17 protein-coding genes, 20 tRNA genes and 3 rRNA genes are annotated in these 26,417 nt (G+C 40.4%); 6 read left to right on the forward strand and 34 right to left on the reverse strand.

All coding sequences use genetic code 11. The features are described from left to right. Positions 1 to 74: 74 nt before the first annotated feature. Positions 75 to 539, reverse strand: coding sequence for a Dps family protein (locus MHI40_RS13115; protein ID WP_093536784.1), 465 nt, complete (start codon positions 537 to 539; stop codon positions 75 to 77). Positions 540 to 641: 102 nt separating this feature from the next. Between MHI40_RS13115 and MHI40_RS13120 the strand changes: the two genes are divergently transcribed. The 3 genes from MHI40_RS13120 (at position 642) to MHI40_RS13130 (ending at position 2,079) form a co-directional block, all read left to right on the forward strand. Further along, positions 642 to 764 (forward strand): hypothetical protein, encoded by a 123-nt coding sequence (locus MHI40_RS13120; RefSeq protein ID WP_340763016.1) that lies wholly within the window; start codon positions 642 to 644, stop codon positions 762 to 764. A 3-nt stretch (positions 765 to 767) separates the two neighbouring features. Further along, a complete protein-coding gene (gene yidD / locus MHI40_RS13125) occupies positions 768 to 1,001 on the forward strand; it encodes a membrane protein insertion efficiency factor YidD (protein ID WP_093536783.1) in 234 nt (77 codons plus the stop codon). Positions 1,002 to 1,101: 100 nt separating this feature from the next. Further along, the gene (locus MHI40_RS13130; RefSeq protein ID WP_340763017.1) at positions 1,102 to 2,079 is read left to right on the forward strand and encodes a metal ABC transporter solute-binding protein, Zn/Mn family; all 978 of its coding nucleotides are present in this window, start codon (positions 1,102 to 1,104) and stop codon (positions 2,077 to 2,079) included. 598 nt (positions 2,080 to 2,677) lie between these two features. On the opposite strand, the gene MHI40_RS13135 is transcribed toward MHI40_RS13130, so the two are convergent. The 5 genes from MHI40_RS13135 to MHI40_RS13155 all read right to left on the reverse strand — a co-directional run bounded on the left by MHI40_RS13135 (position 2,678) and on the right by MHI40_RS13155 (position 9,418). Continuing rightward, positions 2,678 to 4,096: an o-succinylbenzoate--CoA ligase gene (locus MHI40_RS13135; RefSeq protein WP_340763018.1), complete on the reverse strand. Its 1,419-nt coding sequence runs from the start codon at positions 4,094 to 4,096 to the stop codon at positions 2,678 to 2,680. Positions 4,097 to 4,724: 628 nt separating this feature from the next. Next, complete coding sequence (menB, locus tag MHI40_RS13140) at positions 4,725 to 5,543, reverse strand: 1,4-dihydroxy-2-naphthoyl-CoA synthase (protein WP_340763019.1); 819 nt, start codon at positions 5,541 to 5,543, stop codon at positions 4,725 to 4,727. Next, on the reverse strand, positions 5,540 to 6,367 hold the full coding sequence (menH, locus tag MHI40_RS13145; RefSeq protein WP_340763020.1) for a 2-succinyl-6-hydroxy-2,4-cyclohexadiene-1-carboxylate synthase: 828 nt from the start codon (positions 6,365 to 6,367) through the stop codon (positions 5,540 to 5,542). The genes menB and menH overlap by 4 nt, the downstream gene beginning before the upstream one ends. Continuing rightward, positions 6,355 to 8,064 (reverse strand): 2-succinyl-5-enolpyruvyl-6-hydroxy-3-cyclohexene-1-carboxylic-acid synthase, encoded by a 1,710-nt coding sequence (gene menD, locus MHI40_RS13150; RefSeq protein WP_340763021.1) that lies wholly within the window; start codon positions 8,062 to 8,064, stop codon positions 6,355 to 6,357. The genes menH and menD overlap by 13 nt, the downstream gene beginning before the upstream one ends. After that, positions 8,057 to 9,418: an isochorismate synthase gene (locus tag MHI40_RS13155; RefSeq protein ID WP_340763023.1), complete on the reverse strand. Its 1,362-nt coding sequence runs from the start codon at positions 9,416 to 9,418 to the stop codon at positions 8,057 to 8,059. The genes menD and MHI40_RS13155 overlap by 8 nt, the downstream gene beginning before the upstream one ends. Positions 9,419 to 9,570: 152 nt before the next feature. Between MHI40_RS13155 and MHI40_RS13160 the strand changes: the two genes are divergently transcribed. After that, positions 9,571 to 10,482 (forward strand): 1,4-dihydroxy-2-naphthoate polyprenyltransferase, encoded by a 912-nt coding sequence (locus tag MHI40_RS13160; protein WP_340763024.1) that lies wholly within the window; start codon positions 9,571 to 9,573, stop codon positions 10,480 to 10,482. 51 nt (positions 10,483 to 10,533) lie between these two features. Here MHI40_RS13160 and MHI40_RS13165 read toward each other — a convergent pair whose 3' ends face one another. From MHI40_RS13165 to MHI40_RS13280, 24 genes are all read right to left on the reverse strand, one after another. Then, positions 10,534 to 11,373, reverse strand: coding sequence for a hypothetical protein (locus MHI40_RS13165; RefSeq protein ID WP_340763026.1), 840 nt, complete (start codon positions 11,371 to 11,373; stop codon positions 10,534 to 10,536). 209 nt (positions 11,374 to 11,582) lie between these two features. Next, a tRNA-Glu gene (locus MHI40_RS13170) sits at positions 11,583 to 11,654 on the reverse strand. Between the two features lie 6 nt (positions 11,655 to 11,660). Continuing rightward, positions 11,661 to 11,751, reverse strand: a tRNA-Ser gene (locus MHI40_RS13175). 5 nt (positions 11,752 to 11,756) lie between these two features. After that, positions 11,757 to 11,831 (reverse strand) — tRNA-Asn (locus MHI40_RS13180). A 4-nt stretch (positions 11,832 to 11,835) separates the two neighbouring features. Next, positions 11,836 to 11,912, reverse strand: a tRNA-Ile gene (locus MHI40_RS13185). A 7-nt stretch (positions 11,913 to 11,919) separates the two neighbouring features. After that, a tRNA-Gly gene (locus MHI40_RS13190) sits at positions 11,920 to 11,993 on the reverse strand. Between the two features lie 6 nt (positions 11,994 to 11,999). Beyond that, positions 12,000 to 12,075 (reverse strand) — tRNA-Phe (locus tag MHI40_RS13195). Between the two features lie 74 nt (positions 12,076 to 12,149). After that, positions 12,150 to 12,225: transfer RNA gene (locus tag MHI40_RS13200), tRNA-Asp, on the reverse strand. 3 nt (positions 12,226 to 12,228) lie between these two features. Further along, a tRNA-Met gene (locus MHI40_RS13205) sits at positions 12,229 to 12,303 on the reverse strand. 52 nt (positions 12,304 to 12,355) lie between these two features. Continuing rightward, positions 12,356 to 12,448, reverse strand: a tRNA-Ser gene (locus MHI40_RS13210). Positions 12,449 to 12,458: 10 nt separating this feature from the next. After that, positions 12,459 to 12,535: transfer RNA gene (locus MHI40_RS13215), tRNA-Ile, on the reverse strand. Positions 12,536 to 12,541: 6 nt separating this feature from the next. After that, positions 12,542 to 12,615 (reverse strand) — tRNA-Met (locus MHI40_RS13220). A gap of 25 nt (positions 12,616 to 12,640) precedes the next feature. Next, a tRNA-Ala gene (locus MHI40_RS13225) sits at positions 12,641 to 12,716 on the reverse strand. Between the two features lie 12 nt (positions 12,717 to 12,728). Then, positions 12,729 to 12,805: transfer RNA gene (locus tag MHI40_RS13230), tRNA-Pro, on the reverse strand. Between the two features lie 5 nt (positions 12,806 to 12,810). Further along, positions 12,811 to 12,887 (reverse strand) — tRNA-Arg (locus tag MHI40_RS13235). 15 nt (positions 12,888 to 12,902) lie between these two features. Then, a tRNA-Leu gene (locus tag MHI40_RS13240) sits at positions 12,903 to 12,991 on the reverse strand. Positions 12,992 to 13,006: 15 nt separating this feature from the next. After that, positions 13,007 to 13,081, reverse strand: a tRNA-Gly gene (locus tag MHI40_RS13245). A gap of 17 nt (positions 13,082 to 13,098) precedes the next feature. Then, a tRNA-Leu gene (locus tag MHI40_RS13250) sits at positions 13,099 to 13,183 on the reverse strand. A 24-nt stretch (positions 13,184 to 13,207) separates the two neighbouring features. Then, positions 13,208 to 13,280 (reverse strand) — tRNA-Lys (locus tag MHI40_RS13255). A gap of 6 nt (positions 13,281 to 13,286) precedes the next feature. Next, positions 13,287 to 13,362: transfer RNA gene (locus MHI40_RS13260), tRNA-Thr, on the reverse strand. A gap of 13 nt (positions 13,363 to 13,375) precedes the next feature. Further along, a tRNA-Val gene (locus MHI40_RS13265) sits at positions 13,376 to 13,451 on the reverse strand. 25 nt (positions 13,452 to 13,476) lie between these two features. Further along, positions 13,477 to 13,592, reverse strand: a 5S ribosomal RNA gene (rrf, locus tag MHI40_RS13270). A gap of 121 nt (positions 13,593 to 13,713) precedes the next feature. Further along, positions 13,714 to 16,642 (reverse strand): 23S ribosomal RNA (locus MHI40_RS13275). A 195-nt stretch (positions 16,643 to 16,837) separates the two neighbouring features. After that, positions 16,838 to 18,391 (reverse strand): 16S ribosomal RNA (locus MHI40_RS13280). The 16S, 23S and 5S rRNA genes sit together here with 20 tRNA genes alongside, the layout of an rRNA operon. 760 nt (positions 18,392 to 19,151) lie before the next feature. Between MHI40_RS13280 and MHI40_RS13285 the strand changes: the two genes are divergently transcribed. Next, entirely contained in the window at positions 19,152 to 19,871 is a 720-nt protein-coding gene (locus MHI40_RS13285; RefSeq protein ID WP_093537815.1) for an MgtC/SapB family protein, read from the forward strand. 14 nt (positions 19,872 to 19,885) lie between these two features. Then, the gene (locus tag MHI40_RS13290; RefSeq protein WP_093537814.1) at positions 19,886 to 20,875 is read left to right on the forward strand and encodes a cation diffusion facilitator family transporter; all 990 of its coding nucleotides are present in this window, start codon (positions 19,886 to 19,888) and stop codon (positions 20,873 to 20,875) included. 72 nt (positions 20,876 to 20,947) lie between these two features. Here MHI40_RS13290 and MHI40_RS13295 read toward each other — a convergent pair whose 3' ends face one another. From MHI40_RS13295 to pruA, 4 genes are all read right to left on the reverse strand, one after another. After that, complete coding sequence (locus tag MHI40_RS13295; RefSeq protein WP_340763027.1) at positions 20,948 to 22,111, reverse strand: iron-containing alcohol dehydrogenase; 1,164 nt, start codon at positions 22,109 to 22,111, stop codon at positions 20,948 to 20,950. A gap of 89 nt (positions 22,112 to 22,200) precedes the next feature. Next, positions 22,201 to 23,445: a Glu/Leu/Phe/Val family dehydrogenase gene (locus MHI40_RS13300; RefSeq protein ID WP_093537812.1), complete on the reverse strand. Its 1,245-nt coding sequence runs from the start codon at positions 23,443 to 23,445 to the stop codon at positions 22,201 to 22,203. 82 nt (positions 23,446 to 23,527) lie between these two features. Then, positions 23,528 to 24,721, reverse strand: a complete 1,194-nt coding sequence (locus tag MHI40_RS13305; RefSeq protein WP_093537811.1) for an ornithine--oxo-acid transaminase — start codon at positions 24,719 to 24,721, stop codon at positions 23,528 to 23,530. A 63-nt stretch (positions 24,722 to 24,784) separates the two neighbouring features. After that, on the reverse strand, positions 24,785 to 26,329 hold the full coding sequence (gene pruA, locus MHI40_RS13310; protein WP_093537810.1) for an L-glutamate gamma-semialdehyde dehydrogenase: 1,545 nt from the start codon (positions 26,327 to 26,329) through the stop codon (positions 24,785 to 24,787). Between the last annotated feature and the right edge of the window lie 88 nt (positions 26,330 to 26,417).

Here is a 26,417-nt window from a genome sequence, read left to right on the forward strand (position 1 = left end):
TGGAGTTTATATCCAAAGAAATCCCTCCCTAACAAGCTTTATATCGGTAAATTCAAATTATTATTAAATGTATATTATTTTTTAGCAGTGTTAGCGTTAGTATCTCCTAAAAATGCATTTAACATCCACTGATGTTTTTCAGTTTTTTGGTAAATTGCATTTAATACATCTTCTGTCATATCATCTTCATCTTTGGCTGCTTCTTCCATCCCTTTTTTAAGAGATTTCATAATTTTATCAAAATCATCTACAACCGTTTGTACCATATCGTCAGCCGACTCTTTACTCGAAGCTTCTTTTACTTCTGAAAGCTCCAAATGTTCTTTTAAAGTTGCTGTAGGTTTACCACCAAGTGTTAATAAACGTTCAGCAATTTCATCCATATTAAGTGTAGCTTCGTTATATAATTCTTCAAATTTAGCATGTAAAGTAAAAAATGACGGACCCTTTACATACCAATGAAAATTATGTAATTTAGTGTACATAACTGACCATGTTGCTACTTGTTTGTTTAGTTCTTTGTTTAATGCTGCTGACATAAAATTGTCACTCTCCCTTTAATAATAGTTGCTTTCTCTTTTAATATACCTCTAACTCTCATACAATAAACATAACGATAAGTTTAATTGGAGTGAATAAAAATGGTATTTTGGATATTAGGTGCAGCAATAATATTAAGTATTTTCGGCTTTACCTTTTTGTACAAATTAGCTATGAATGAGAAACCATCGAAAATTGATCCTCAACCAAGGGATGCTGATTAATACATGAAGCATATTATAATATCTATTTTTCGTTTTTATCAAAAGTTTATTTCCCCACTGTCTCCACCTAGTTGTCGCTTTTATCCAACCTGCTCTCATTATGGAGTTGAAGCACTTCAAAAACACGGAGCAATTAAAGGGAGTATTTTAACTGTAAAGAGAATATCGAAGTGCCATCCTTTTCATGAAGGTGGCATTGATCCCGTTCCTGATGAATGGCCTTTGAAGAAAAAATAAACAAAGGCTATTTTTTCTTGCATTTTTTCCGAAAGTCCTGTAATCTAATGAAGTTATCATTTTTCAAAACGTAATCATTACTATTTAGGGAGTGAATTTATTGAAACGAATTTTAATATGGAGTAGTCTTTGTCTTGTATTATTCCTTGCAGCTTGTGGAAAAAGTGAAGAGAAAGCTCAAAATACGGATGAGAAAGTTCAAATATATACAACCGTGTACCCATTACAATACTTTGCTGAACGTATCGGTGGAGAATCTGTACATGTCTCTTCTATCTACCCTGCTGGCGCAAATGAACATACTTTTGAGCCTACACAAAAAGATATGATGGCACTTGCAGATGCTGATTTGTTTTTTTACATAGGACTTGGCTTAGAGGGTTTTGTAGAAAATGCTAAAAAGACATTGGCAGATGAAGAAGTGAATATGATAGCCACTGTGGATGCAATTTCAGACGAGCAATTAGAGGAAGAAGCGACTTCAACGGATTCTCACGATCATGAACACGAAAGTGAATCATCAGAAGATCACAGCCATGAGGGACATGATCACGGGGATATCGATCCGCATGTTTGGATGTCACCTAAAATCAGTCAAAGTCTTGCGCTTTCTATTAAAGACTCTTTAGTAGAGATCTCACCTGGCCAACAAGAGACTTTTGAAAAAAATTATGATGAATTAGTTAGTGATCTTCAACAACTAGATGCAGACTTTGAAGAAATGGCGCATAATGCACCTAACAAAACATTTTTTGTTTCTCACTCAGCATTTGGTTATATTGCTAACACATACGGGTTAGAACAACTGGCAGTAGCTGGACTAAATTCACAAGATGAACCTTCTCAAAAAGAACTGACTAAATTAATCGATTTGGCAGAAGAAAAAAATATTGAATATATTTTATTTGAGCAAAATGTATCTTCTAAATTGACTGAAGTGATTCAAAAAGAAATTGGTGCAGAAAGCTTGGTTTTGCATAATTTAGGTGTGCTATCGAAAGAAGATATCCAAAACAAAGAAACTTATTTTACATTGATGAATAAAAACCTCGAGACATTAAGAACGGTTTTGAAATAAAATTGTAAAGCTTCAAAATTCATAATAAAAATCGGGAAAAGACGGCTAACTCTTTACGTTCAAACCTGTCCCTATCGTTTTCAAAGGACTATGGACAGATATTACTATAATGATTACCGAATTAACTTTTTAGGGATAATCTTATGGCAATTGTCTTATCCATAGACCTCTTCAACTCTCAGAAACAGGTAAGTGCACTTTTGGATAATTAGAGATTAGATAATTTCCTATTGATAGAGCAGAGATGATGACAGTCTAAGTACGCGACATCGTGTAGCAACGACTGCCTGAACCGCATCGTGCGGGGCCGAAGATACAATTTCGTTCCCTATTTCACTTCATTATGGGGCAACCACTTACTACTTCTATTATTTCTACTAGTATAAAAGGTAATTTATTTTCTTCGTCCTGACAGAATAGTACCCCTTCATTTAGCAGAAAGTGATATGCTCTGCAATATCCTATTATTAAGTACCACACATTAAATAGATTGTAGTGAAAGCTGGCACCTCGCCCGCGGAAAGCGTCCACCAGAAACGGAAATTAGTAGCATTATTCATTCATTGATAGTTTATACTTTCTTATCTTTTAAAGCTATTCATATCAAATTTAATAACTCTCTTCTCACTAACTTATTTGCCCCGTTACGAGGTAATTCTTCTATAAAGTAATATTCTTTTGGCAATTTATAAGAGGCAATCTGTGTCTTCATGAAAGCCGCTAACTCTTCAATAGAAACTAATTCTTTTACTACAACAAAAGCTATTGGAATTTGTCCCCATTTATCATCTTGTCGACCTGTAACTCCTGCTTCAACAACTGCTGGGTGTTTAACTAATGCTTGCTCTAACTCTGCAGGATAAATATTCTCCCCGCCCGAAATGATTAGATCTGAGCGACGATCTACAACAAACAAATAACCTTCCTCATCTAAATAACCTATATCTCCAGTATGTAACCAACCATTCAATAATGGTTTCTTAGACTCGGCTGCTCCAATATATCCTTTCGTCACATGTGGCCCTTTAATACATATTTCTCCCATTTTTTCTTCCCCATCTATCCGAACATCTGCAAAGAAAAGAGGTTTCCCAGAAGATCCAAGCTTACGGATAGCATCCTCACTTGATAAGGTAGTGGTCTGAGAAGCTGTTTCTGTCATGCCATACGTTTGTAATACTGGTATATTCCGTTCGATTGCCCTCTCTAAATAAGACAAAGGAACAGGACCGCCACCAACTAAAATCGATTGAAACGAATCAGGGAAATACTGATTTCTATTTTCTAAAACGGATACGATGCGTTGAAGCATCACCGCTACTAATGACATTCTTGTGGCAGCACCTTCTAATATTTCAGCAACTACTTTTTCTGGATCAAATTTAGTATGAAGGCTAACAGTCATTCCATATAATACAGAACGCATTAGAATAGAAAATCCACTTATATGAAACAAGGGTACTACACATAGCCAGCAATCATCGGGATGAATACCTAGATGTAGTGCGGAACCAGTTGCGTTCATCACATGATTTTCTAATGATTGCCGTACTCCTTTAGGACTTCCCGTAGTTCCAGAAGTATACATAATAGAAATAGTACGACTTTTTGGCCAATCTCTTTCCATAGCATATACTTTTCTTTTGTTGTTATGAATATCATGAAAAGAAAATCTTTGGTTATAATATATTTCTCTTTCATAGTTATCTACAAGTAAAATATTTGGCTTACTATCATGAAGCTGATAGTTTAGCTCTACTTCCTTTAAACGTTCGTTTAACATAACTAATTCACAACCAAGTTGAAGACAACCATGTATGGCAATTACTAGCTCTGCATTGGAGCTTGATAAAATAGCAATCCTCATACCGGGCTGAATTCCTTTAGCGTGTAATTTCTCTGCAAATTCATTGGCTTCGTTATAAAGTTGTTGAAATGTCCATGCCTCTTCCCCAAACCGTAAAGCAGTGCGTTCTGGAGTCAAATAGGCACGTTTTAATAGTAAATTAGGAAACATGTTAAACTCCTTTCTTTAAACTAATACTTAATATACCTCGATATTCTATGTAAAAAAACCAGGCAAAAAGAAGCCCGGTATTTTAAAAACAAAACATAGATATGTGTTGATTTCCGCTCCGAGCGGACGCTTTCCGTGGGCACGGCTTCAGCCGCTTCCCTCGCTTTCGCTCAGTCCAGGGTCTTCAGCTCATACTATTCCCACTGGAGTCGCCGCTCTGCGCTCCAATCAAAGAAAATCCATTTTCATCTTTCCTAATAAAATAGTATTCCTTAGCAAGCGAACGATTTTATCCATTCTCTTCACTTGGACAACTCTTATCATCTAAGCGAAAGACTATGGTCAATATTATCGTGGAGTACTACTCACTTAATTGATTGTAGTGAAATGTGGCGACTCCAGCGGGATAAGCGAGAAAGTTGAGACCCCGCAGGGAAGAAGCGGAGCGCCTGACTGAGGAGGCTCGACTCGCCCGCGGAAAGCGTCCACATATAACGGAAATCAGTAGTATTACTCTTTCTTAATAGTTCTGTAAAAAAATTGTTTATGCTGTATTTTTATATACTTGCTTATCTAGTAAAAAAGCTATCCCATAAAGGATAGCTTTTTTGTACTCGTCATTCACTAATCACGGGAAACGTGGGAATTGCCCGAAATCTGGTTTGCGTTTTTCTTTAAATGCATCTCGGCCTTCTTTGGCTTCATCCGTTGTATAGTAAAGCAATGTTGCGTCACCTGCTAATTGTTGAAGCCCTGCTAAACCATCCGTATCTGCATTCATCGCAGCTTTTAAGAAGCGAAGTGCTGTTGGACTCATTTCTAGCATTTCTGAACACCACTGAACAGTTTCATCCTCTAACTGTTTATATGGAACTACTGTATTGACTAAGCCCATATCAAGAGCTTGCTGTGCATCGTATTGACGACATAAATACCAAATTTCACGCGCTTTTTTATGTCCAATAATACGTGCCAAATAGCCAGAACCATAACCAGCATCAAATGATCCAACCTTAGGACCAGTTTGTCCAAATCTAGCATTGTCCGCTGCAATTGTTAAATCACAAACAACATGTAAAACATGTCCGCCACCAATTGCATAACCAGCTACCATTGCGACAACCGGTTTAGGTATTACACGGATTAGGCGTTGTAAGTCTAGTACGTTTAAGCGTGGAATCTCGTCTTCTCCAACGTATCCACCATGTCCACGTACTTTTTGGTCTCCGCCTGAACAGAATGCATGCTCACCTTCACCTGTTAAAATAATGACACCTACATTTTTATCGTCACGAGCACGAGAAAATGCGTCAATCATTTCCATTACTGTTTTAGGGCGAAATGCATTACGCACCTCAGGACGGTTAATAGTTACTTTAGCAATTCCGTTAAAAAACTCATACTTAATATCTTCATATGTATGTAATGTTGTCCATTCACGAGTCATCTTACATCCTCCTTTAAAATAATATCCTTTACTATTGTAGCAAACAATTCAGGATTTTCCACATGAATTGCATGGCCTACATTCCTAACTTCTGTATGGGCCGCGTTTGGAAAGTAGTTTTTCATCTTTTTCGCAAGATTACTAAATTTTTCATCTAACTCGCCTGTTATTAAAAATGTAGGTGTAACAACCTCATCAAGCTTTTCCCAATAAGAAGGTTGCACTCCAGTGCCAAATCCACGTAAACTATTTGCCAACCCAATTTCAGTCCCTGCTAGTCGCTCTTGTCGTATAACCTGCTGTTTCTCCAAGGATAACTTTCTTTGGGATTGAAACAAAGGTATTCTTTCCCAAAAATCTACAAAAGATACAAGCCCTTCTTCCAATATTCGATTAGCAAGCTGCTCATCGGATTGTTTTCTATTGGTGCGTTCTTCTATATCTATAAGTCCGGGAGAACTACTTTCTAGAATTAGTCTTTTTACAGTGTACTGACTTGCATAGGCTAGAGCTAACCTACCACCCATTGAATAACCAACAAGCGTAAAATTATTCCACTGAAGCTGTTGAAATAGTGCATGAAAATCTTTTATCTGCTCCTCTGCTGAATAACGACCTGAATCCATAGGTTTAGAAGTCCCCCCATGTCCTATAAGATCAATTGCAAGGAGATCAAATGTACTGGGTAGATGTGAAATTACTTCATCCCAACTATGTGTAGACCCCGTAAATCCATGCAAAAAAACAATTTTTTCTTTTGCACCCTTATTATATCTGTTGCTATGAATATCAATTCCTCGGATATTGACTGTTATACTTTCCAAACCGAATCCAGCTCCTTCGAAATCGCAGCCCATAATTTTCGATGTGTCTCTGTATTTACTTGTCTATTCGTGAATACTTCGATAATACGAATATCCTTCGTCTTTTCCTCGGCTAAAGCTTCTTTAAAATCTTCCTTCGAGTGAACTGCATTGTACTGAGCATTATACATAGTGGCTATATTGGAAAACTCTAAACCTGTCGGAGTACCAAATAAATGCTCAAAATAATTGGTTTCTGTAGATTGAGGGAGATAAGAGAAAATTCCTCCGCCGTCATTATTCATAACAATAATTGTCATATCAGAATGGTGGAACCGACTAACTATCAAACCATTCAGATCATGTAAAAACGCTAAATCTCCAATCAATAAATAACCAGGACGATTTAGTGCTGCTTGAACTCCAAATGCGGAAGAAACTACCCCGTCTATTCCATTCGTTCCTCTGTTTGCGTAGAGTTGAATATCCTTTGTGGTTTTATTGAAAAAGGTATCAAGGTCTCGTATTGGCATACTACTACTAGCAAATAAATATGACTTATCTGGTAGTGCTTCAAACAACAAACCTGCTAATGCACCTTCATCTGTTTCATGCTCCATATAGCTGTTCACATGAGCAGTCGCTATATTATTTGCTTGAGTCCAGCAATCCGTGTATGTAGAAGAAGACTTTGTATCTGTTTTTAGCCATAGTGATTCAGCATCCACTTGTACATGATGCGTAGCAATATGAAGTGAATCACGGAAAAGTGGACTTTCGTCGACAACCATAAATACCGTAGGCTTACACTCTTTTAAATAAAGCATAAGTGGTTTAGAAACTGGTTGTGCTCCAAAACGAATTACGACATTTGGAACAGCCATCTCTTGAAAGGACTTGTTTTTCAGAATGGCATCGTATTGATCAATACATAAATCCATGCAATCCGCAGGTATAGATGTGCGTAAATTCGATAACGGATCAACAAGAACTGGCCATTGTACCATTTTTGCAAATTCCCAAAAACCATCAGTAGTTTGAATAGAATCTCCTACGATAAATATGCCTCTTACTTCATTTTGAAGCAAATCTTTATACCACATTAAAAATTCTTCACTTGGTGCCAACTTTCCAATCTCGGGTACATGTATGTTCATTGTTGGTAAAGGCTGTTCCATATCAAGTAATAACGGCTCACGGAATGGTACGTTAATATGAACAGGTCCCATCGGAGCAGTTTTGGAAGTAGACACTGCACGCTGAATATGACGCTCTACAAACGCTAAATTTGCTTCTGATTCCGGTAGAGGAAAGTCTACTGCCCATTTAACATGCTTTCCATATAGATGAAGCTGGTCTATTGCTTGAGGTGCTCCCACTTCTCTAAGTTCATGTGGACGATCAGCTGTAACAACTAATAGCGGTATACGAGCATAATACGCTTCTACAATAGCTGGAAAAAAGTTTGCAGCAGCGGTTCCAGAAGTACATAAAAGCACAACTGGAATTTTCTTAGCTTTCGCAATGCCAAGAGCAAAGTAACCGGCGGAACGTTCATCTATTTGTCTATAAAATTGAAAACCCTCACTTTTGGCAAATGCATATGCCAGAGGAGTAGACCGTGAACCAGGACACATCACTATGTCCTGAACACCTGCCTGTCTAATTGTTTCTACAAAGTGATTTACATAAGATGTTAAATACTCGATGTTAGTCATTCATATTTCCTCCAAGTGTTCGAAGCATTGGACGGAACTTCACTCGTGTTTCTTCAAATTCCTCTATGGAGGATGATTCGGCAACGATTCCGCCACCTGCATATAAATAGGCGTGTTCATTTTCTACTAAAGCAGAACGTATTCCAACAGCGAACTCCCCGTCTCCTTCAGCGTTTATCCAGCCAATTGGAGCAGCATAATACCCACGATTCATCTGTTCCGATTCGCGAATAATCTTAATCGCATCCTGGCGTGGCTCCCCACCTAGTGCTGGAGTAGGATGTAAAGCCTGTACTAGCTCAAAAAGCGATGAATTCTTTTTCAGACTTCCTTCAATCGGAGAATATAAATGCTGAATATCTCTAATTTTCATAAGCTTTGGTCTAGTGGGTACTTTGACGTCTTCACAATATTGCATGAATACTTTTTTAATCATTTCCACTACATATTTATGCTCACCTAAATTTTTGGGATCTGATAATAATGCCTCTCCAAGCTCTTTATCCTCAAGAGAATGCTTTCCTCTTCTCGTAGAACCGGCAAGTCCAGCAGATTGGGCTTTGTCATTTTCTACTTTAACAAGTCGCTCTGGTGTTGCACCAAAAAAGATTTTCTCTCCATTTTCTAATCCAAATAGATAACTTTCAGGTTGCTCCATGGAAGCATTATATATTGCTGTTGCTGGTGAGAAAGTATCAGCAAATGTCAGTTTAAGTGATCTAGCTATAACTACTTTTTGGACTTCATCTTTTCGAATTCTCTTCGTTACATCCTCTACAGCATGTAAATACTCGTTCTTCAACCGGTCTTCTCGTTTGATCAAGGACGGTTTTTCATGTACCCTTAACTCTTTTACTTGAGCAGTGTGTATTAACGCATCTCTTTCTATACGTAACAGTTCAAACGTTTCCGTACTCTTTGCTTCGTCCGTAATATAGTGAATGTTCACGAATGCCTGATCATGTTGGATAACTAGCTGAAACGTAGACACGACAAAGAATGCAGAAGGAAATGTATCCCATTCCGAAGAAATCTTGTTTTTTGGATCGAAAGCAAACCCGCCAAATAGGATAGGAGATACATCCGCTTTTTCCTTTAATGATGACTGGCAAAGTTCCTTCCATTTTGTATCAATATCCTTATATCTATTATCTTCTAAGTTATTTGTAATAGTATGAGCATGTCCCAATCCTACTAAGGTCAATGTCTTCTCTTTGTTTTGCCAAAAATAACGTTTCCCTTTATATAATTCATCCCCTGCTTCAAAAAAAGCTTGTGCAGATAATCTTGATACTTCTATTGTTTCCGTATAAAAACGGTATTTTGTATTAATGGTACCGGTGGTTTTCGGCATAAATATGACCTCCGTTTAGTAACTACTCTTTTATCTAGGTTAACTAATTTACTCTACCTTTAATCATACATCTTTCTACACATTTCAGCACACATTTAGCTATAAATTTATGTTAAAATTGATATTGGATTCTTTTAAAGGAGAGAAAAAATATGTCACACGAATTTCAAGCTGACAAGGGCTGGCGCGTATGGTGGAAACTGACAAGACCACATACCCTAACTGCCTCATTTGCACCAGTTTTTCTTGGTACAATGATTGCCCTATACGAGGCAAATATTGATTGGCTATTGTTTATTGCTATGTTATTAGCTTGTCTACTGATACAAGCTGCTACAAATATGTTTAATGAGTATTATGATTTTGTACGAGGTCTCGATAGCGAGGAATCGGTCGGTATTGGTGGGGCAATTGTTAGGAATGGTGTAAAACCCAAAACGGTAATGCAACTAGCTCTATTGCTATATGTAATAGCTGCTATATTAGGTATCTATATTTGTTATGAAAGTTCTTGGCTATTATTAATAGTCGGTGCAATTTCTATGGCAGTGGGATATTTCTATACTGGGGGACCTTACCCTATTTCTAGTACTCCCTTTGGTGAGCTTTTCAGTGGGTTATTTATGGGGATGCTTATTGTTTTAATTGCAGTTTATATTCAAGTAGGTTCAGTGCCTTTATTCGCTGTATTTTTATCTGTACCAAGTGCTCTGCTAGTAGCAGCAATCATGCTATCTAATAATATTCGCGATTTAGTAGAAGACACAATAGGCGGACGAAAAACGATGGCTATATTAGTTGGTCGGAAAACAGCAATTACAATTCTAGCTTCCTATTTTGTTTTGTCTTACCTATGGATTATAGGTTTAGTAGTTTTGCAAATAATAACTCCATGGAGTTTATTAGTTTTATTGAGTTTAAAAAAACCTATACATGCGATAAAATTATTTAAACAAACAGAAAATCCAGTTAAAGTTGCGCCTGCTATGAAAGACACCGCTCTTACGAATACGATTTTTGTATTCCTTTTAGGCTTAGGTCTATTGATTGGCTATTATTTATAATATTTTAAAAAACCAGAATGCTAGTAAAAAGCTAGCACTCTGGTTTTTTTCTTATTTATAGGATAATAACTCTGCTTTAAGTACACCTTTTTTATCGACAAGCTTGATAATTCCGATTCCAGGTGCGATATAGAACGTGTAGCCATAGTTTGTGCGAACAACTACCACGTTTTGGAATGTTCCGGCTTTTACTTTAACCGTACTAGTAGTACTTTCCACATTTACATTATAAAAAGCTTGACTGTTGTCCTCTGTTAAATAATATTCTTTCGTTGTTTTTCCTTCAATCAATGGAAAAGCAATATCAAGTATGGCCCAATCTGTATGACCTACCCCAAATATTAAACGATCTTTATGTTCAATATAAGTAAAACTATTTAGGGAATTACCTTTCTTCATTAAAAAAGCTTCCGTCACATCGTATTCAGAATTATAGGAATCACTAACAGTAAATTCATTTTGTGTATTTTCAGTAAAGCTTGGAGAATAAACAAGCTTCATCCCTGCTTTTGGAGTTAGCCCACCAATTACTTCTTTATTAAGCAAAGCTAGCTTACTTTTAGATGGAGTTTCATATTTCACTTTAGAACCTTTTTGTACGAAACTACTTGCCCCTACTCCATATAAGCCACCATTTGTTCCCTTATACGTATAGACTCTATATTCATCACCTTTTTTTAGTGTGCGTACTTTATTAAGTGATCCATTGGAGCCAACTTTAACTAAATTCGTGTCTGCAAGAATTGTTACTTTACCTATTTGCCCTTGTTTTAACTCTGTTTTTCCCCACATAACTTTGTTTGTAGCTGCGTCTGCTTGCATGTTACCTAAGCTTGTGAAGCCTACCGCTAGTACAAGTATGAGCATAACTTTACTAAATTTTTGAAACAACTATAACCTCTCCCTTCATTGGAAATTATATCATATTTTAAAACCACTATAAATATAACCTTAGGTTCATTATTCATGCGGTATCACTGGTCATTATGTTGTATACATTCTATTGACTGACCTTTCCATACATAGAAAAAGGGAAAGGAATAAAATAAAAGTTAAACATAAAAAAAGGTAACCAATGATTGGTTACCTTTTTTTGAGTATGACCCCTACGGGATTCGAACCCGTGTTACCGCCGTGAAAGGGCGGTGTCTTAACCGCTTGACCAAGGGGCCAATATATGGCGGAGAAGGAGGGATTTGAACCCTCGCGCCGGTTGCCCGACCTACACCCTTAGCAGGGGCGCCTCTTCAGCCACTTGAGTACTTCCCCATATATGGCTCCGAAGGTAGGACTCGAACCTACGACCAATCGATTAACAGTCGATTGCTCTACCACTGAGCTACTTCGGAATAATGGTGGGCCTAAATGGACTCGAACCATCGACCTCACGCTTATCAGGCGTGCGCTCTAACCAGCTGAGCTATAGGCCCATTATTTTGGAGCGGGTGAAGAGAATCGAACTCTCATCATCAGCTTGGAAGGCTGAGGTTTTACCACTAAACTACACCCGCATTAAATGGTGGCTCAGGACGGAATCGAACCGCCGACACAAGGATTTTCAGTCCTTTGCTCTACCGACTGAGCTACTGAGCCTCTTCAATCTTAAAATAAAAGCTAATTGTTTAGGCTATATTTACAATTGATATGTATTAATATTATTAAATAAATGGCGGTCCCGACCGGGATCGAACCGGCGATCTCCTGCGTGACAGGCAGGCATGTTAACCGCTACACCACGGGACCATTTGGTTGCGGGGACAGGATTTGAACCTGCGACCTTCGGGTTATGAGCCCGACGAGCTACCACTGCTCCACCCCGCGACAATAAAATACTTAAGGATTATTATTACTTCCACAAACAATAAGATAAAAATGGAGGAGGAAGAGGGATTCGAACCCCCGCGCGGTATGACCCGCCTGTCGGTTTTCAAGACCGATCCCTTCAGCCGAACTTGGGTATTCCTCCAAGACATTGTTGGTGGACCTTGCAGGACTCGAACCTGCGACCGGACGGTTATGAGCCGTCTGCTCTAACCAACTGAGCTAAAGGTCCTTAAGATGGCGGCAGAGGGAGTCGAACCCACGACCTTTCGGGTATGAACCGAGTGCTCTAGCCAACTGAGCTACACCGCCATGATTTTCAAACTAATTTTATAAATGGTGGAGCCTAGCGGGATCGAACCGCTGACCTCCTGCGTGCAAGGCAGGCGCTCTCCCAGCTGAGCTAAGGCCCCATAAATAATAACTGGTCGGGAAGACAGGATTCGAACCTGCGACCCCTTGGTCCCAAACCAAGTGCTCTACCAAGCTGAGCTACTTCCCGTTATATGGTGCGCTCGGCAGGACTCGAACCTGCAACCTCTTGATTCGTAGTCAAGTGCTCTATCCAATTGAGCTACGAGCGCAATGTTTCAAAAAAGTGGTGCCGAGGACCGGAATCGAACCGGTACGGTAGTCACCTACCGCAGGATTTTAAGTCCTGTGCGTCTGCCAGTTCCGCCACCCCGGCACTTTAGTGAATCTTTGGAGCGGAAGACGAGGTTCGAACTCGCGACCCCCACCTTGGCAAGGTGGTGTTCTACCACTGAACTACTTCCGCTCGGTTATTAAATTAAATGGTGCGGGTGAAGGGAGTCGAACCCCCACGCCTTGCGGCGCTAGATCCTAAGTCTAGTGCGTCTGCCAGTTCCGCCACACCCGCATACATAATTCACTGAAAAAGTGATGAGCCATGTAGGATTCGAACCTACGACCCTCTGATTAAAAGTCAGATGCTCTACCAACTGAGCTAATGGCTCGGAAAATGGTGCCGGAGAAAGGACTTGAACCCTCAACCTACTGATTACAAGTCAGTTGCTCTACCAGTTGAGCTACTCCGGCAGGAGTAAATATATGGTGGAGGATGACGGGCTCGAACCGCCGACCCTCTGCTTGTAAGGCAGATGCTCTCCCAGCTGAGCTAATCCTCCTGGGTAAGTTATGTATTTATTGCAAGCCCAGCGACGTCCTACTCTCACAGGGGGAACCCCCCAACTACCATCGGCGCTGAAGAGCTTAACTTCCGTGTTCGGTATGGGAACGGGTGTGACCTCTTCGCCATCATCACTAGACTTGAATAATTATTGAAAGACAAGTTTTATTATACCAACTCTGTAGAATATTACAAGAGTTATTTTAAAAAAATTTTATTCTTTCAAAACTGGATAAACGACATTGTTACGTTAAACAAATTTGGTTAAGTCCTCGATCGATTAGTATTCGTCAGCTGCACGTGTCGCCACGCTTCCACCCCGAACCTATCTACCTCATCGTCTTTGAGGGATCTTACTTACTTGCGTAATGGGAAATCTCATCTTGAGGGGGGCTTCGTGCTTAGATGCTTTCAGCACTTATCCCGTCCACACATAGCTACCCAGCGATGCTCTTGGCAGAACAACTGGTACACCAGCGGTGTGTCCATCCCGGTCCTCTCGTACTAAGGACAGCTCCTCTCAAATTTCCTACGCCCACGACGGATAGGGACCGAACTGTCTCACGACGTTCTGAACCCAGCTCGCGTACCGCTTTAATGGGCGAACAGCCCAACCCTTGGGACCGACTACAGCCCCAGGATGCGATGAGCCGACATCGAGGTGCCAAACCTCCCCGTCGATGTGGACTCTTGGGGGAGATAAGCCTGTTATCCCCGGGGTAGCTTTTATCCGTTGAGCGATGGCCCTTCCATGCGGAACCACCGGATCACTAAGCCCGTCTTTCGACCCTGCTCGACTTGTAGGTCTCGCAGTCAAGCTCCCTTCTGCCTTTACACTCTTCGAATGATTTCCAACCATTCTGAGGGAACCTTTGGGCGCCTCCGTTACACTTTAGGAGGCGACCGCCCCAGTCAAACTACCCGCCTGACACTGTCTCCTACCCGGGTTACGGGTATGGGTTAGAATTTCAATACAACCAGGGCAGTATCCCACCGACGCCTCCTCCGAAGCTGGCGCTCCGGGCTCTAAGGCTCCTGCCTATCCTGTACAAGTTGCACCAAAATTCAATATCAAGCTATAGTAAAGCTCCACGGGGTCTTTCCGTCCTGTCGCGGGTAACCTGCATCTTCACAGGTACTATAATTTCACCGAGTCTCTCGTTGAGACAGTGCCCAGATCGTTACGCCTTTCGTGCGGGTCGGAACTTACCCGACAAGGAATTTCGCTACCTTAGGACCGTTATAGTTACGGCCGCCGTTTACTGGGGCTTCAATTCGCACCTTCGCTTGCGCTAAGCACTCCTCTTAACCTTCCAGCACCGGGCAGGCGTCAGCCCATATACTTCACCTTACGGTTTTGCATAGACCTGTGTTTTTGCTAAACAGTCGCCTGGGCCTATTCACTGCGGCTCTTCTAGGCTATGAACCCAAAAGAGCACCCCTTCTCCCGAAGTTACGGGGTCATTTTGCCGAGTTCCTTAACGAGAGTTCTCTCGCTCACCTTAGGATTCTCTCCTCGACTACCTGTGTCGGTTTGCGGTACGGGCACCTTTCACCTCGCTAGAGGCTTTTCTTGGCAGTGTGAAATCAGGAACTCTAGACATACGTCCTCGCCATCACAGCTCAATGTTAAAGAATGCGGATTTGCCTACATTCACACCTTACTGCTTGGACATGCATAACCAACAGCATGCTTACCCTATCCTTCTGCGTCCCCCCATTACTCAAACGGTGGTTTGGTGGTACAGGAATATCAACCTGTTATCCATCGCCTACGCCTATCGGCCTCGGCTTAGGTCCCGACTAACCCTGAGCGGACGAGCCTTCCTCAGGAAACCTTAGTCATACGGTGGACGGGATTCTCACCCGTCTTTCGCTACTCATACCGGCATTCTCACTTCTAAGCGCTCCACCAGTCCTTCCGGTCTGACTTCAACGCCCTTAGAACGCTCTCCTACCACTGATACCAAAGGTATCAATCCACAGCTTCGGTGATTTGTTTAGCCCCGATACATTTTCGGCGCAGCGTCACTCGACCAGTGAGCTATTACGCACTCTTTAAATGATGGCTGCTTCTAAGCCAACATCCTGGTTGTCTAAGCAACGCCACATCCTTTTCCACTTAACAAATACTTTGGGACCTTAGCTGGTGGTCTGGGCTGTTTCCCTCTTGACTACGGATCTTATCACTCGCAGTCTGACTCCCAAACATAAATCATTGGCATTCGGAGTTTGTCTGAATTCGGTAACCCGGGATGGGCCCCTAGTCCAAACAGTGCTCTACCTCCAAGATTCTAACGTTTGAGGCTAGCCCTAAAGCTATTTCGGAGAGAACCAGCTATCTCCAGGTTCGATTGGAATTTCTCCGCTACCCACACCTCATCCCCGCACTTTTCAACGTGCGTGGGTTCGGACCTCCAGTAAGTGTTACCTTACCTTCATCCTGGACATGGGTAGATCACCTGGTTTCGGGTCTACGACCACATACTCATTCGCCCTATTCAGACTCGCTTTCGCTGCGGCTCCGTCTTCTCGACTTAACCTTGCATGGGATCGTAACTCGCCGGTTCATTCTACAAAAGGCACGCTATCACCCATTAACGGGCTCTAACTACTTGTAGGCACACGGTTTCAGGATCTATTTCACTCCCCTTCCGGGGTGCTTTTCACCTTTCCCTCACGGTACTGGTTCACTATCGGTCACTAGGTAGTATTTAGCCTTGGGAGATGGTCCTCCCAGATTCCGACGGAATTTCACGTGTTCCGCCGTACTCAGGATACACTCAAGAGAGAATGAATTTTAGACTACGGGGCTTTTACCCTATCCTGCGGACCTTTCCAGATCGCTTCGTCTAACTCATTCCTTTGTAACTCTATGTAGAGTGTCCTACAACCCCAAAAGGCAAGCCTTTTGGTTTGGGCTATTCCCGTTTCGCTCGCCGCTACTCAGGGAATCGAATTTTCTTTCTCTTCCTCCAGGTACTTAGATGTTTCAGTTCCCTGGGTGTGTCTCAGATGCGCTATGTATTCACGCAAATGTACTGCTCCATTACGAACAGTGGGTTTCCCCATTCGGAAATCTCCGGATCAAAGCTCACTTACAGCTCCCCGAAGCATATCGGTGTTAGTGCCGTCCTTCGTCGACTCCTAGTGCCAAGGCATTCACCGTGCGCCCTTATTAACTTAACCTAAAAGTTAAAAAGTCTTACACGTCGTGATTACGTAAATAATCACAACAGAATTTCTTGTTGTTTATTGTTTCAATGTCGTTTTATCCAGTTTTCAAAGAACAAGAGTTGAATCTTCATATAAAATGAACATTCAAAACTGAACTGCAAAACGTTAAGATACGAATAAAGATTCGTATTCCGATATTATCCTTAGAAAGGAGGTGATCCAGCCGCACCTTCCGATACGGCTACCTTGTTACGACTTCACCCCAATCATCTGTCCCACCTTCGGCGGCTGGCTCCCGTAAGGGTTACCCCACCGACTTCGGGTGTTACAAACTCTCGTGGTGTGACGGGCGGTGTGTACAAGGCCCGGGAACGTATTCACCGTGGCATGCTGATCCACGATTACTAGCGATTCCGGCTTCATGTAGGCGAGTTGCAGCCTACAATCCGAACTGAGAACGGTTTTATGGGATTTGCTCACCCTCGCGGGGTTGCGACCCTCTGTACCGTCCATTGTAGCACGTGTGTAGCCCAGGTCATAAGGGGCATGATGATTTGACGTCATCCCCACCTTCCTCCGGTTTATCACCGGCAGTCACCTTAGAGTGCCCAACTAAATGCTGGCAACTAAGATCAAGGGTTGCGCTCGTTGCGGGACTTAACCCAACATCTCACGACACGAGCTGACGACAACCATGCACCACCTGTCACCGCTGTCCCCGAAGGGAAAAGCCTATCTCTAGGCCGGTCAGCGGGATGTCAAGACCTGGTAAGGTTCTTCGCGTTGCTTCGAATTAAACCACATGCTCCACCGCTTGTGCGGGCCCCCGTCAATTCCTTTGAGTTTCAGTCTTGCGACCGTACTCCCCAGGCGGAGTGCTTAATGCGTTAGCTGCAGCACTAAGGGGCGGAAACCCCCTAACACTTAGCACTCATCGTTTACGGCGTGGACTACCAGGGTATCTAATCCTGTTTGCTCCCCACGCTTTCGCGCCTCAGCGTCAGTTACAGACCAGAAAGCCGCCTTCGCCACTGGTGTTCCTCCAAATCTCTACGCATTTCACCGCTACACTTGGAATTCCGCTTTCCTCTTCTGTACTCAAGTCCCCCAGTTTCCAATGACCTTCCACGGTTGAGCCGTGGGATTTCACATCAGACTTAAAGGACCGCCTGCGCGCGCTTTACGCCCAATAATTCCGGACAACGCTTGCCACCTACGTATTACCGCGGCTGCTGGCACGTAGTTAGCCGTGGCTTTCTAATGAGGTACCGTCAAGGTACGAGCAGTTACTCTCATACTTGTTCTTCCCTCACAACAGAGTTTTACGATCCGAAAACCTTCTTCACTCACGCGGCATTGCTCCATCAGACTTTCGTCCATTGTGGAAGATTCCCTACTGCTGCCTCCCGTAGGAGTCTGGGCCGTGTCTCAGTCCCAGTGTGGCCGATCACCCTCTCAGGTCGGCTACGCATCGTCGCCTTGGTGAGCCGTTACCTCACCAACTAGCTAATGCGCCGCGGGCCCATCCTGTAGTGACAGCCGAAACCGTCTTTTAACATCTCCCCATGTGAGGAAATGGATTATTCGGTATTAGCCCCGGTTTCCCGGAGTTATCCCAATCTACAGGGCAGGTTGCCCACGTGTTACTCACCCGTCCGCCGCTAAATCAGAAGAAGCAAGCTTCTTCGTCATTCGCTCGACTTGCATGTATTAGGCATGCCGCCAGCGTTCGTCCTGAGCCAGGATCAAACTCTCCATAATAGTTCAGTTCCAGTATGCAGAGCACATTGAAAGCGAACAAATTAGAACTAGTTTAAAAGCTCATTTTGTTTTGCTGGCATCATCATTAAATGATGTCCAAAATTGTTTTGCTATCACCCTAACAAGTTAGTTGAAAGCTATGTTCCTTAACGTTTTGCATGTTCAGTTTTCAATGTTCATGTTGTTCGCGTCGTTTTGACGACTTTATTAGTATAACTTATTTCAGATTTGATGTCAAACACTTTTTTTAAACTTTTTTAAGTTGTTTGTATCTCGTTCCGAAGGACAAGTATTAATATACATCGTCTAGAACGAAAAAGCAACCCTTTATGTGAAAAAAACTTTAATATCTATTAAACTCTTGAATTGTTGCGCTCTTACAATCACTTAATAAGTTCTTCCAGAATAACTCATGAGAAATCTAGCCTTCTTATTTCGGTTATAAAAGACTTCCAAACCTATATAGCAAATTCAATCAGCGTGATTTCAAATATTAGTTTGACTAATAGAGATCACTCTAAAGCAATAATGAAATAAGTTAGAAATTGATACATACGTCAGAACTTTATTTTAACATCTTCTATACTTATAATAGAAGATAACAAGAAATCTCCCAATCTACTACTATGCTTTTAGTTTCAAGTGCATCCACCTTAAGTATAAATTATCACTCTACAGATCTCCATATTTAATGTCCTTCTTAGATTAAATCGATTTGTAAAATATCTTCAACCCCTAAAGAATAAAGGAGGAGTTATCGATGGAATGGGTAAACTACTTGGATGATTATACTGAAATTACATTTAAATTAATCTTTGCTGCATTATTAAGTTTAATAATAGGTATAGAAAGGGAACTAAAAAAGAAACCTATTGGATTAAAGACAAGTATAGTGATTGCAACATTTAGTTGTCTCCTTACTTATATATCAATAGAAGCAGCTTACACCGCCATTCCGAATGATGCTATTAATATTACAATGGATCCTTTGCGTTTAGCAGCACAAATAGTAAGCGGTATAGGTTTTCTCGGTGCAGGAGTTATACTCCGTAAAGGTAATGATACTATAACTGGTTTAACAACCGCAGCTATGATTTGGGGAGCTGGCGGAATTGGTATAGCTGTAGGTGCTGGATTTTATATGGAATCCGCTCTTAGTGTAATTATTGTAATAATAGGAATTGAGTTAATCCCTCCCCTTCTCACAAAAGTAGGTCCAAAACGGCTGAGATCCAAGGAGCTATCTCTAACAGTTGTGGTAAGAAATCCAGAAAGCATTCCCAAAGTATATGACTATTTACAAGGAAGCGGTGTTTATATAGAAAGTATTCGCATTAAAGACGTCACTTTAGACAATAATACAATTAAACATGAAATGAATATGAGGTTATCAATAATCACTAAGAAAAATACTGCAGAATTTTACGCTACCATTAAAAAACAAAAATTTATCGAATCGGTAGATGTAGAATCTATTTAAAAAGGAGTAATCATATGGGAGAATTATTTAGATTGTTAAAAGGTGGTAATAAGCCTTCATTATTAGCAGCAGTTGTAAATACTATTATTGCAATTTTAAAAGGTGGTGCGTTTTTCTTTACAGGAAATGTAGCTATGTTTGCAGAGATGATGCACTCCATTGGCGATGCAGCAAACCAATTCTTTGTTTATATTGGGTCATCCTTATCTAAGAAAGCCCCTACGCCAAGATTTCCAAATGGTTTTGGACGCTTAGTAAACCTCGTTTGCTTAGGCGCTGTAATTATTGTCGGAATTTTATCTTATGAAACAATTATAGAAGGTTGGCACCATATTCAACACCCGACTGAATCTACAGGTGTTGCCATTACCCTAAGCGTACTTGCTATTGCCATAATTTTGGAATTTGCCGTCTTATATAAAGCTGGAAAAGAGATTTTGCATGAAGTCGGGATTAAAGGAACCGCCTTTTCTCCATTAACAACAAGCTTTACTCACTTAAAGAGAGCTAAACCTGCAACAAAGCTTGTTTTTATGGAGGACTTAGTAGCAACAGCAGGAGGAATATTAGCGTTTGTGGCAGTTTTAATTTCCCACTTTACTGGTTTTTTACAAGCGGAAGGTATAGCTTCTATTATGATCGGTATTATGATGTTCTATGTAGTAGGGAAAGTATTCTTAGATAACGCTCGAGGCGCACTAGGGGAAACAGATGAACAAATGCTCACTCATATTGCTCATATTGTTTCTGAGAATCCGCATGTAAAGGATATTCAAAAGCTTGAAGTTATAAAAGAAGGTGAATATCTCCATGTGGAAATAATTATTGAGATAGATCCTCAATATTCTTTCGCCGAGGTGGACGATATTCAGGATAAAATTAAAGAACTTATTTTAAATCAACAAGGAGTAACAGATATTACAATCTCCTTTGATGAAGATGACGGAATCAGAACGTGGACTGAACATCGAGATCAACGTACCGTTTTAAAAACACGTGATTAGTGTTATCGAAAACAATATTAATAAGAAAACCACATGACGAATTCTGCCATGTGGTTTTCTTATTTCTTACTATTATAGACAAGCTGTTAAAATTGTTTTTGTATCTTCTGCATTTAACTTATGGAAATTACCATATTCTCCATAAACCATTGCTTTTTCTACCATCAAATCGATCTTGCTTTCATCTATATTGTAATCACCTAATGTAGAAGGTGCATTCAATGACTTCCAAAACGCTTCTAAGCGATCAATTCCTTCATACGCTACTTCTTCTACTGATTTACCTTCAGAATTCACGTTAAAGACATTAATTGCAAGCTTAGCAAAACGCTGAGGATTTACTTTTACATTATGACGCATCCATCTAGGGAAAACGATAGCTAGTCCTCCACCGTGTGGAATGTCATAAACTGCTGAAATCGCATGTTCTAAATTATGACTTGCCCAGTCCCCGTTGTACCCCATTTGTAGGAAGCCATTTAACCCTAATGTACCTGCAAATAGAATAGTTTCACGGTGCTCATAGTTTGTAAGGTCTTCTATGAGTTTTGGTCCTACTTCTATTACTGTACGAAGAGTACCTTCTATCATTTCATCTTGAACTGGTGTATTTGTCGCATTATTATAATATTGTTCGAACATATGAGACATCATATCCACTATTCCATAAACCGTTTGATCAAGAGGAACAGTGAACGTGTTTACTGGATCCAAAATAGAGAATTTAGGATAAACTAAAGGACTTCCCCATCCATACTTCTCTAGAGTTTCTTCATTAGTAATAACAGATCCAGAATTCATCTCTGACCCGGTTGCTGCAAGAGTTAAAATAGTTCCAAAAGGTAAAGCTTCTTGTGGAACCGCTTTACGTGAAACAAAGTCCCAAGCATCTCCGTCGTATTTAGCTGCAACTGCGATAAGTTTCGTACAATCAATTACGGAACCTCCACCAACTGCTAGCAAAACATCAATGCCTTCTTTTTTACAGATCTCTGCTCCCTTTCTAGCTGTGGATAGTCTAGGGTTTGGTTCCACCCCTGCAAGTTCAAAAACTTCCATTCCTGTTTCTTTTAATTCAATCATAACGCTATCATATAAACCATTTTTCTTGATACTACCCCCGCCGTAAACAACAAGGACTTTCTTTCCGTATAATGATAATTCCCCTTTTAACTTTGATAGTTGATCTTTACCAAATATCAATTTTACAGGGTTATAAAATGAAAAAGCATTCATTTGACATCCTCCTCTTTCCATACTTTCTTAATAATAAAAAAACCGCTTGTAAAAAACAAGCGGTTCACCTTACTAGTACTTCAATTATATTATACCCATCCACGGAAACGTGACGCTTCCGCAGTTTTACGTACACCTACCATGTAAGCAGCTAAACGCATATCGATATTACGAGTGGATGCCACTTCATAGATATTTGCGAATGCATCTACCATTTTCTTCACTAGTTTCTCATCTACTTCTTCTTCAGTCCAGTAATAACCTTGGTTATTTTGAACCCATTCAAAGTAAGAAACTGTTACACCACCAGCACTTGCTAAAACATCAGGAACTAATAGAATTCCTCTGTCATAAAGAATTTTTGTACCTTCTGTTGTAGTTGGTCCATTGGCAGCCTCTACTACGATCTTCGCTTTAATATTATGAGCGTTTTCAGCAGTAATTTGGTTCTCAATAGCAGCTGGAACTAAAATATCACAATCTAATTCTAATAACTCTTGGTTAGAAATCGTATTTTCAAATAGAGTTGTTACAGTACCAAAGCTATCACGACGATCCAATAGATAGTCAATATCTAAACCATTAGGATCATGTAAAGCTCCGTAAGCATCGGAAATAGCAATAACTTTTGCACCTTGATCACTCAAAAACTTAGCTAAGAAGCTTCCTGCATTACCAAAACCTTGGATAACAACGCGCGCTCCTTGCATATCAATATCACGTTTTTTTGCAGCTTCATTGATAATAATAGTAACACCTTGAGCAGTCGCACGGTCGCGTCCTTGTGAACCACCAAGTACAAGTGGTTTACCAGTGATGAAGCCTGGTGAATTGAATTGGTCCATACGACTATATTCATCCATCATCCATGCCATGATTTGAGCATTTGTAAATACGTCTGGAGCAGGAATGTCTTTTGTCGGTCCAACGATTTGTCCTACCGCACGTACATATCCACGGCTTAGACGTTCAATTTCTCCCATTGACATTTCGCGCGGATCACAAATAACTCCACCTTTACCTCCACCATAAGGAAGGTCCACAATACCAGCTTTTAATGTCATCCACATAGATAAAGCTTTCATTTCATCTGGTGTTACACCTGGATGAAAACGTACTCCACCTTTTGTAGGTCCAACAGCATCATTATGCTGTGAACGGTATCCAGTGAATACCTTTACTGTATTGTCATCCATGCGTACTGGAATTCGAACTTCTAGCATCCTTAGTGGTTCTTTCAAAAGGTCATACATTGCTTCGTCATAACCAAGTTTGTTCAGAGCCTCTTTAATTACAGCCTGAGTTGATGTAAACAGGTTTAAATTTTCAGCCATTTTATATTTTCGCCTCTTTAATATTTAATAATTTCTTCGGAACCATTGTAACATAGAATTGTTGATATTTGTCTAAAAATTATTATTTATTGAATACTTTCTGGATTCTTTCAATTGCCCAATCTAACTCTTCTTTTGAAATGATTAGAGGTGGAGCAAAACGAATTACTGTATCATGTGTTTCCTTACATAATAAGCCTAATTCTTTAAGCTCTTCACAGAATGGACGTGCGTCTTCTGTTAATTCCATTCCAATAAACAATCCACGACCGCGTACTTCTTTAATAGAAGAATGTTTAATTTCTTTCAATGCATCCATAAAGTAATTTCCTAGTTCTAGGGAGCGAGCCGCTAATTTTTCATCTATCAACACGTCTAACGCTGCGATTGAAACCGCACATGCCATAGGGTTACCACCAAATGTAGACCCATGAGATCCCGGATTAAATACACTTAGAATTTCTTTGTTTGCAACGATACATGAGATTGGGAAAACTCCACCGCCTAATGCTTTTCCTAGTATATACATATCTGGATCTATATCTTCCCATTCAGATGCGAACATTTTACCAGTACGGCAAAGACCAGCTTGGATTTCATCCGCGATAAATAAAACATTATTCTCGCGACATAATTCAAGCGCCGCCTTCATGAATCCAGCAGGTGGAATGATAATTCCAGCTTCCCCTTGAATTGGTTCAATTATAAATGCTGCCGTGTTAGGAGTAATTGCAGCTTTCAACGCTTCTAAATCACCATAAGGTATTAACTTAATACCTGGAAGCATTGGGCCAAATCCTCTTTTGTATTCAGGATCAGATGAAAGTGAAACCGCTCCCATAGTACGACCGTGGAAGTTTCCATTACAAGCAATTACCTCTGCTTGGTCAGCTGCTACACCTTTTACATCATATGCCCATCTACGAGCTGCTTTAAATGCTGTTTCAACTGCTTCTGCTCCAGTATTCATTGGTAAGACCATGTCTTTACCTGTTAACTCACTAACTTTTTCATACCATGGACCTAATTGGTCATTGTGGAAAGCACGAGAAGTTAGAGTTACACGATCCGCTTGATCTTTTAACGCTTGAATAATCTTCGGATGACGATGTCCTTGGTTTACTGCCGAATAAGCAGAAAGCATATCCATATATTTGTTACCTTCAGGATCTTTTACCCAAACACCCTCTGCTTCAGATACTACTATTGGAAGTGGGTTATAGTTGTTTGCACCAAATTTGTTCGTTTGTTCAATCATTTGCGATGAAATAGTCATGCTTTCATTACCCCTTTTTTTTAAAATGAAGGCAGACTTCAAACAAAGTCTGCCTTGGAAATTTTAAAGCATTTCAGATGTTGTTTTCGCTTGCATATGAAGTTGGACATAATCTGGTCCACCAGCTTTTGAATCTGTACCAGACATGTTAAATCCACCAAATGGTTGGTAACCAACAATAGCACCTGTACATCCACGGTTGAAGTATAGGTTCCCTACATGGAACTCTTCACGCGCTTTTTCTTGATTCAAACGATTATTTGTAATTACAGCACCTGTTAAACCGTACTCTGTATTGTTTGCAATTTCTAATGCCTCATCGAAATCTTTTGCTTTAGAAATACCAACAACTGGTCCAAAGATCTCTTCTTGCATAATACGTGCAGTTGGAGATAGGTCAGCAATGACAGTTGGTTGGATAAAGAATCCTTTAGAATCATCTCCTGTACCACCAGTAACCAAACGACCTTCTTCTTTACCAATTTCGATATAACTCATAATTTTTTTGAATGAAGCACCATCGATAACTGGACCAACAAAGTGCTCATCACCGTCAGGAATACCAACCGTTAAAGCGTTTGTTAATTCTTCTACTCTGTTCAACACTGTGTCGTAAACGTCTTCTACGATTACTGCACGTGAACATGCAGAACATTTTTGACCACTGAAACCGAATGCAGACTTCACAATAGATTGAGCTGCTAATTCTAAATCAGCCTCTTTATCCACTACGATTGTGTCTTTCCCACCCATTTCAAGAATAGAACGTTTAATCCAAATTTGCCCTGGAGCTAATTTAGAAGATTTTTCTACTATTCCTAATCCAACATCACGAGAACCTGTGAAGCTGATTAGACGAGTACGTGGATGTTCTACCATGAAATCACCAATTTCAGCACCAGAACCTGGGATGAAGTTTACTACTCCAGGAAGCATACCCGCTTCTTCTAATACTTCTACAAATTTATAAGAAACGACTGGAGTTGTGGAAGCTGGTTTTAATAGTACAGTATTACCTGCTACCATTGCCGCAACAGTAGTACCAGCCATGATTGCAAATGGGAAGTTCCAAGGTGAGATTACAACCGCAACACCTAGTGGAATATAGTTATATTGGTTATATTCACCTGGACGACTTTCAACTGGTGCACCATTTTTTAAACGTAACATTTCACGTCCGTAGTATTCTAAGAAGTCAATTCCTTCGGCAACTTCTACATCAGCTTCAACCCAAGTTTTACCCGCTTCTCTTGATAATAGAGCAGAGAACTCAAATTTACGACGACGAATGATAGCTGCTGCTTTGAAAAGAACGTCTGCACGTATTTCAGGCTTAACTTTTTTCCAAGTTTGGAATGTTTCATCAGCAATATCCATAGCCTTAGAAGCAATTTCTTGTGTAGCTTTAGAAACAGCACCAACTAATTCTTCTTTTTTTGCTGGATTATAAGATTTAATTTTTGCTTCTGTAGTAATACGTTCTCCACCAACGATTAATGGGAAATCATTTCCTAGGTATGCATCAACTACTTTGTATCCTTCTTGCATCGCTTTTTTATTTTCTTCTTTTGAAAAATCCGTGAATGGTTCGTGTTTGTAAGGTATCAATTTAATATCCTCCTTCGATTTGGGTGCAAAAAAAATTTGCAGTTCTAATTAGTTTACATATATAATAATGCAAAAGATTGTTGCGTAA

The organism is Psychrobacillus sp. FSL H8-0510 (assembly GCF_038008345.1).
Classification (GTDB): Bacteria; Bacillota; Bacilli; order Bacillales_A; family Planococcaceae; genus Psychrobacillus; species Psychrobacillus psychrotolerans.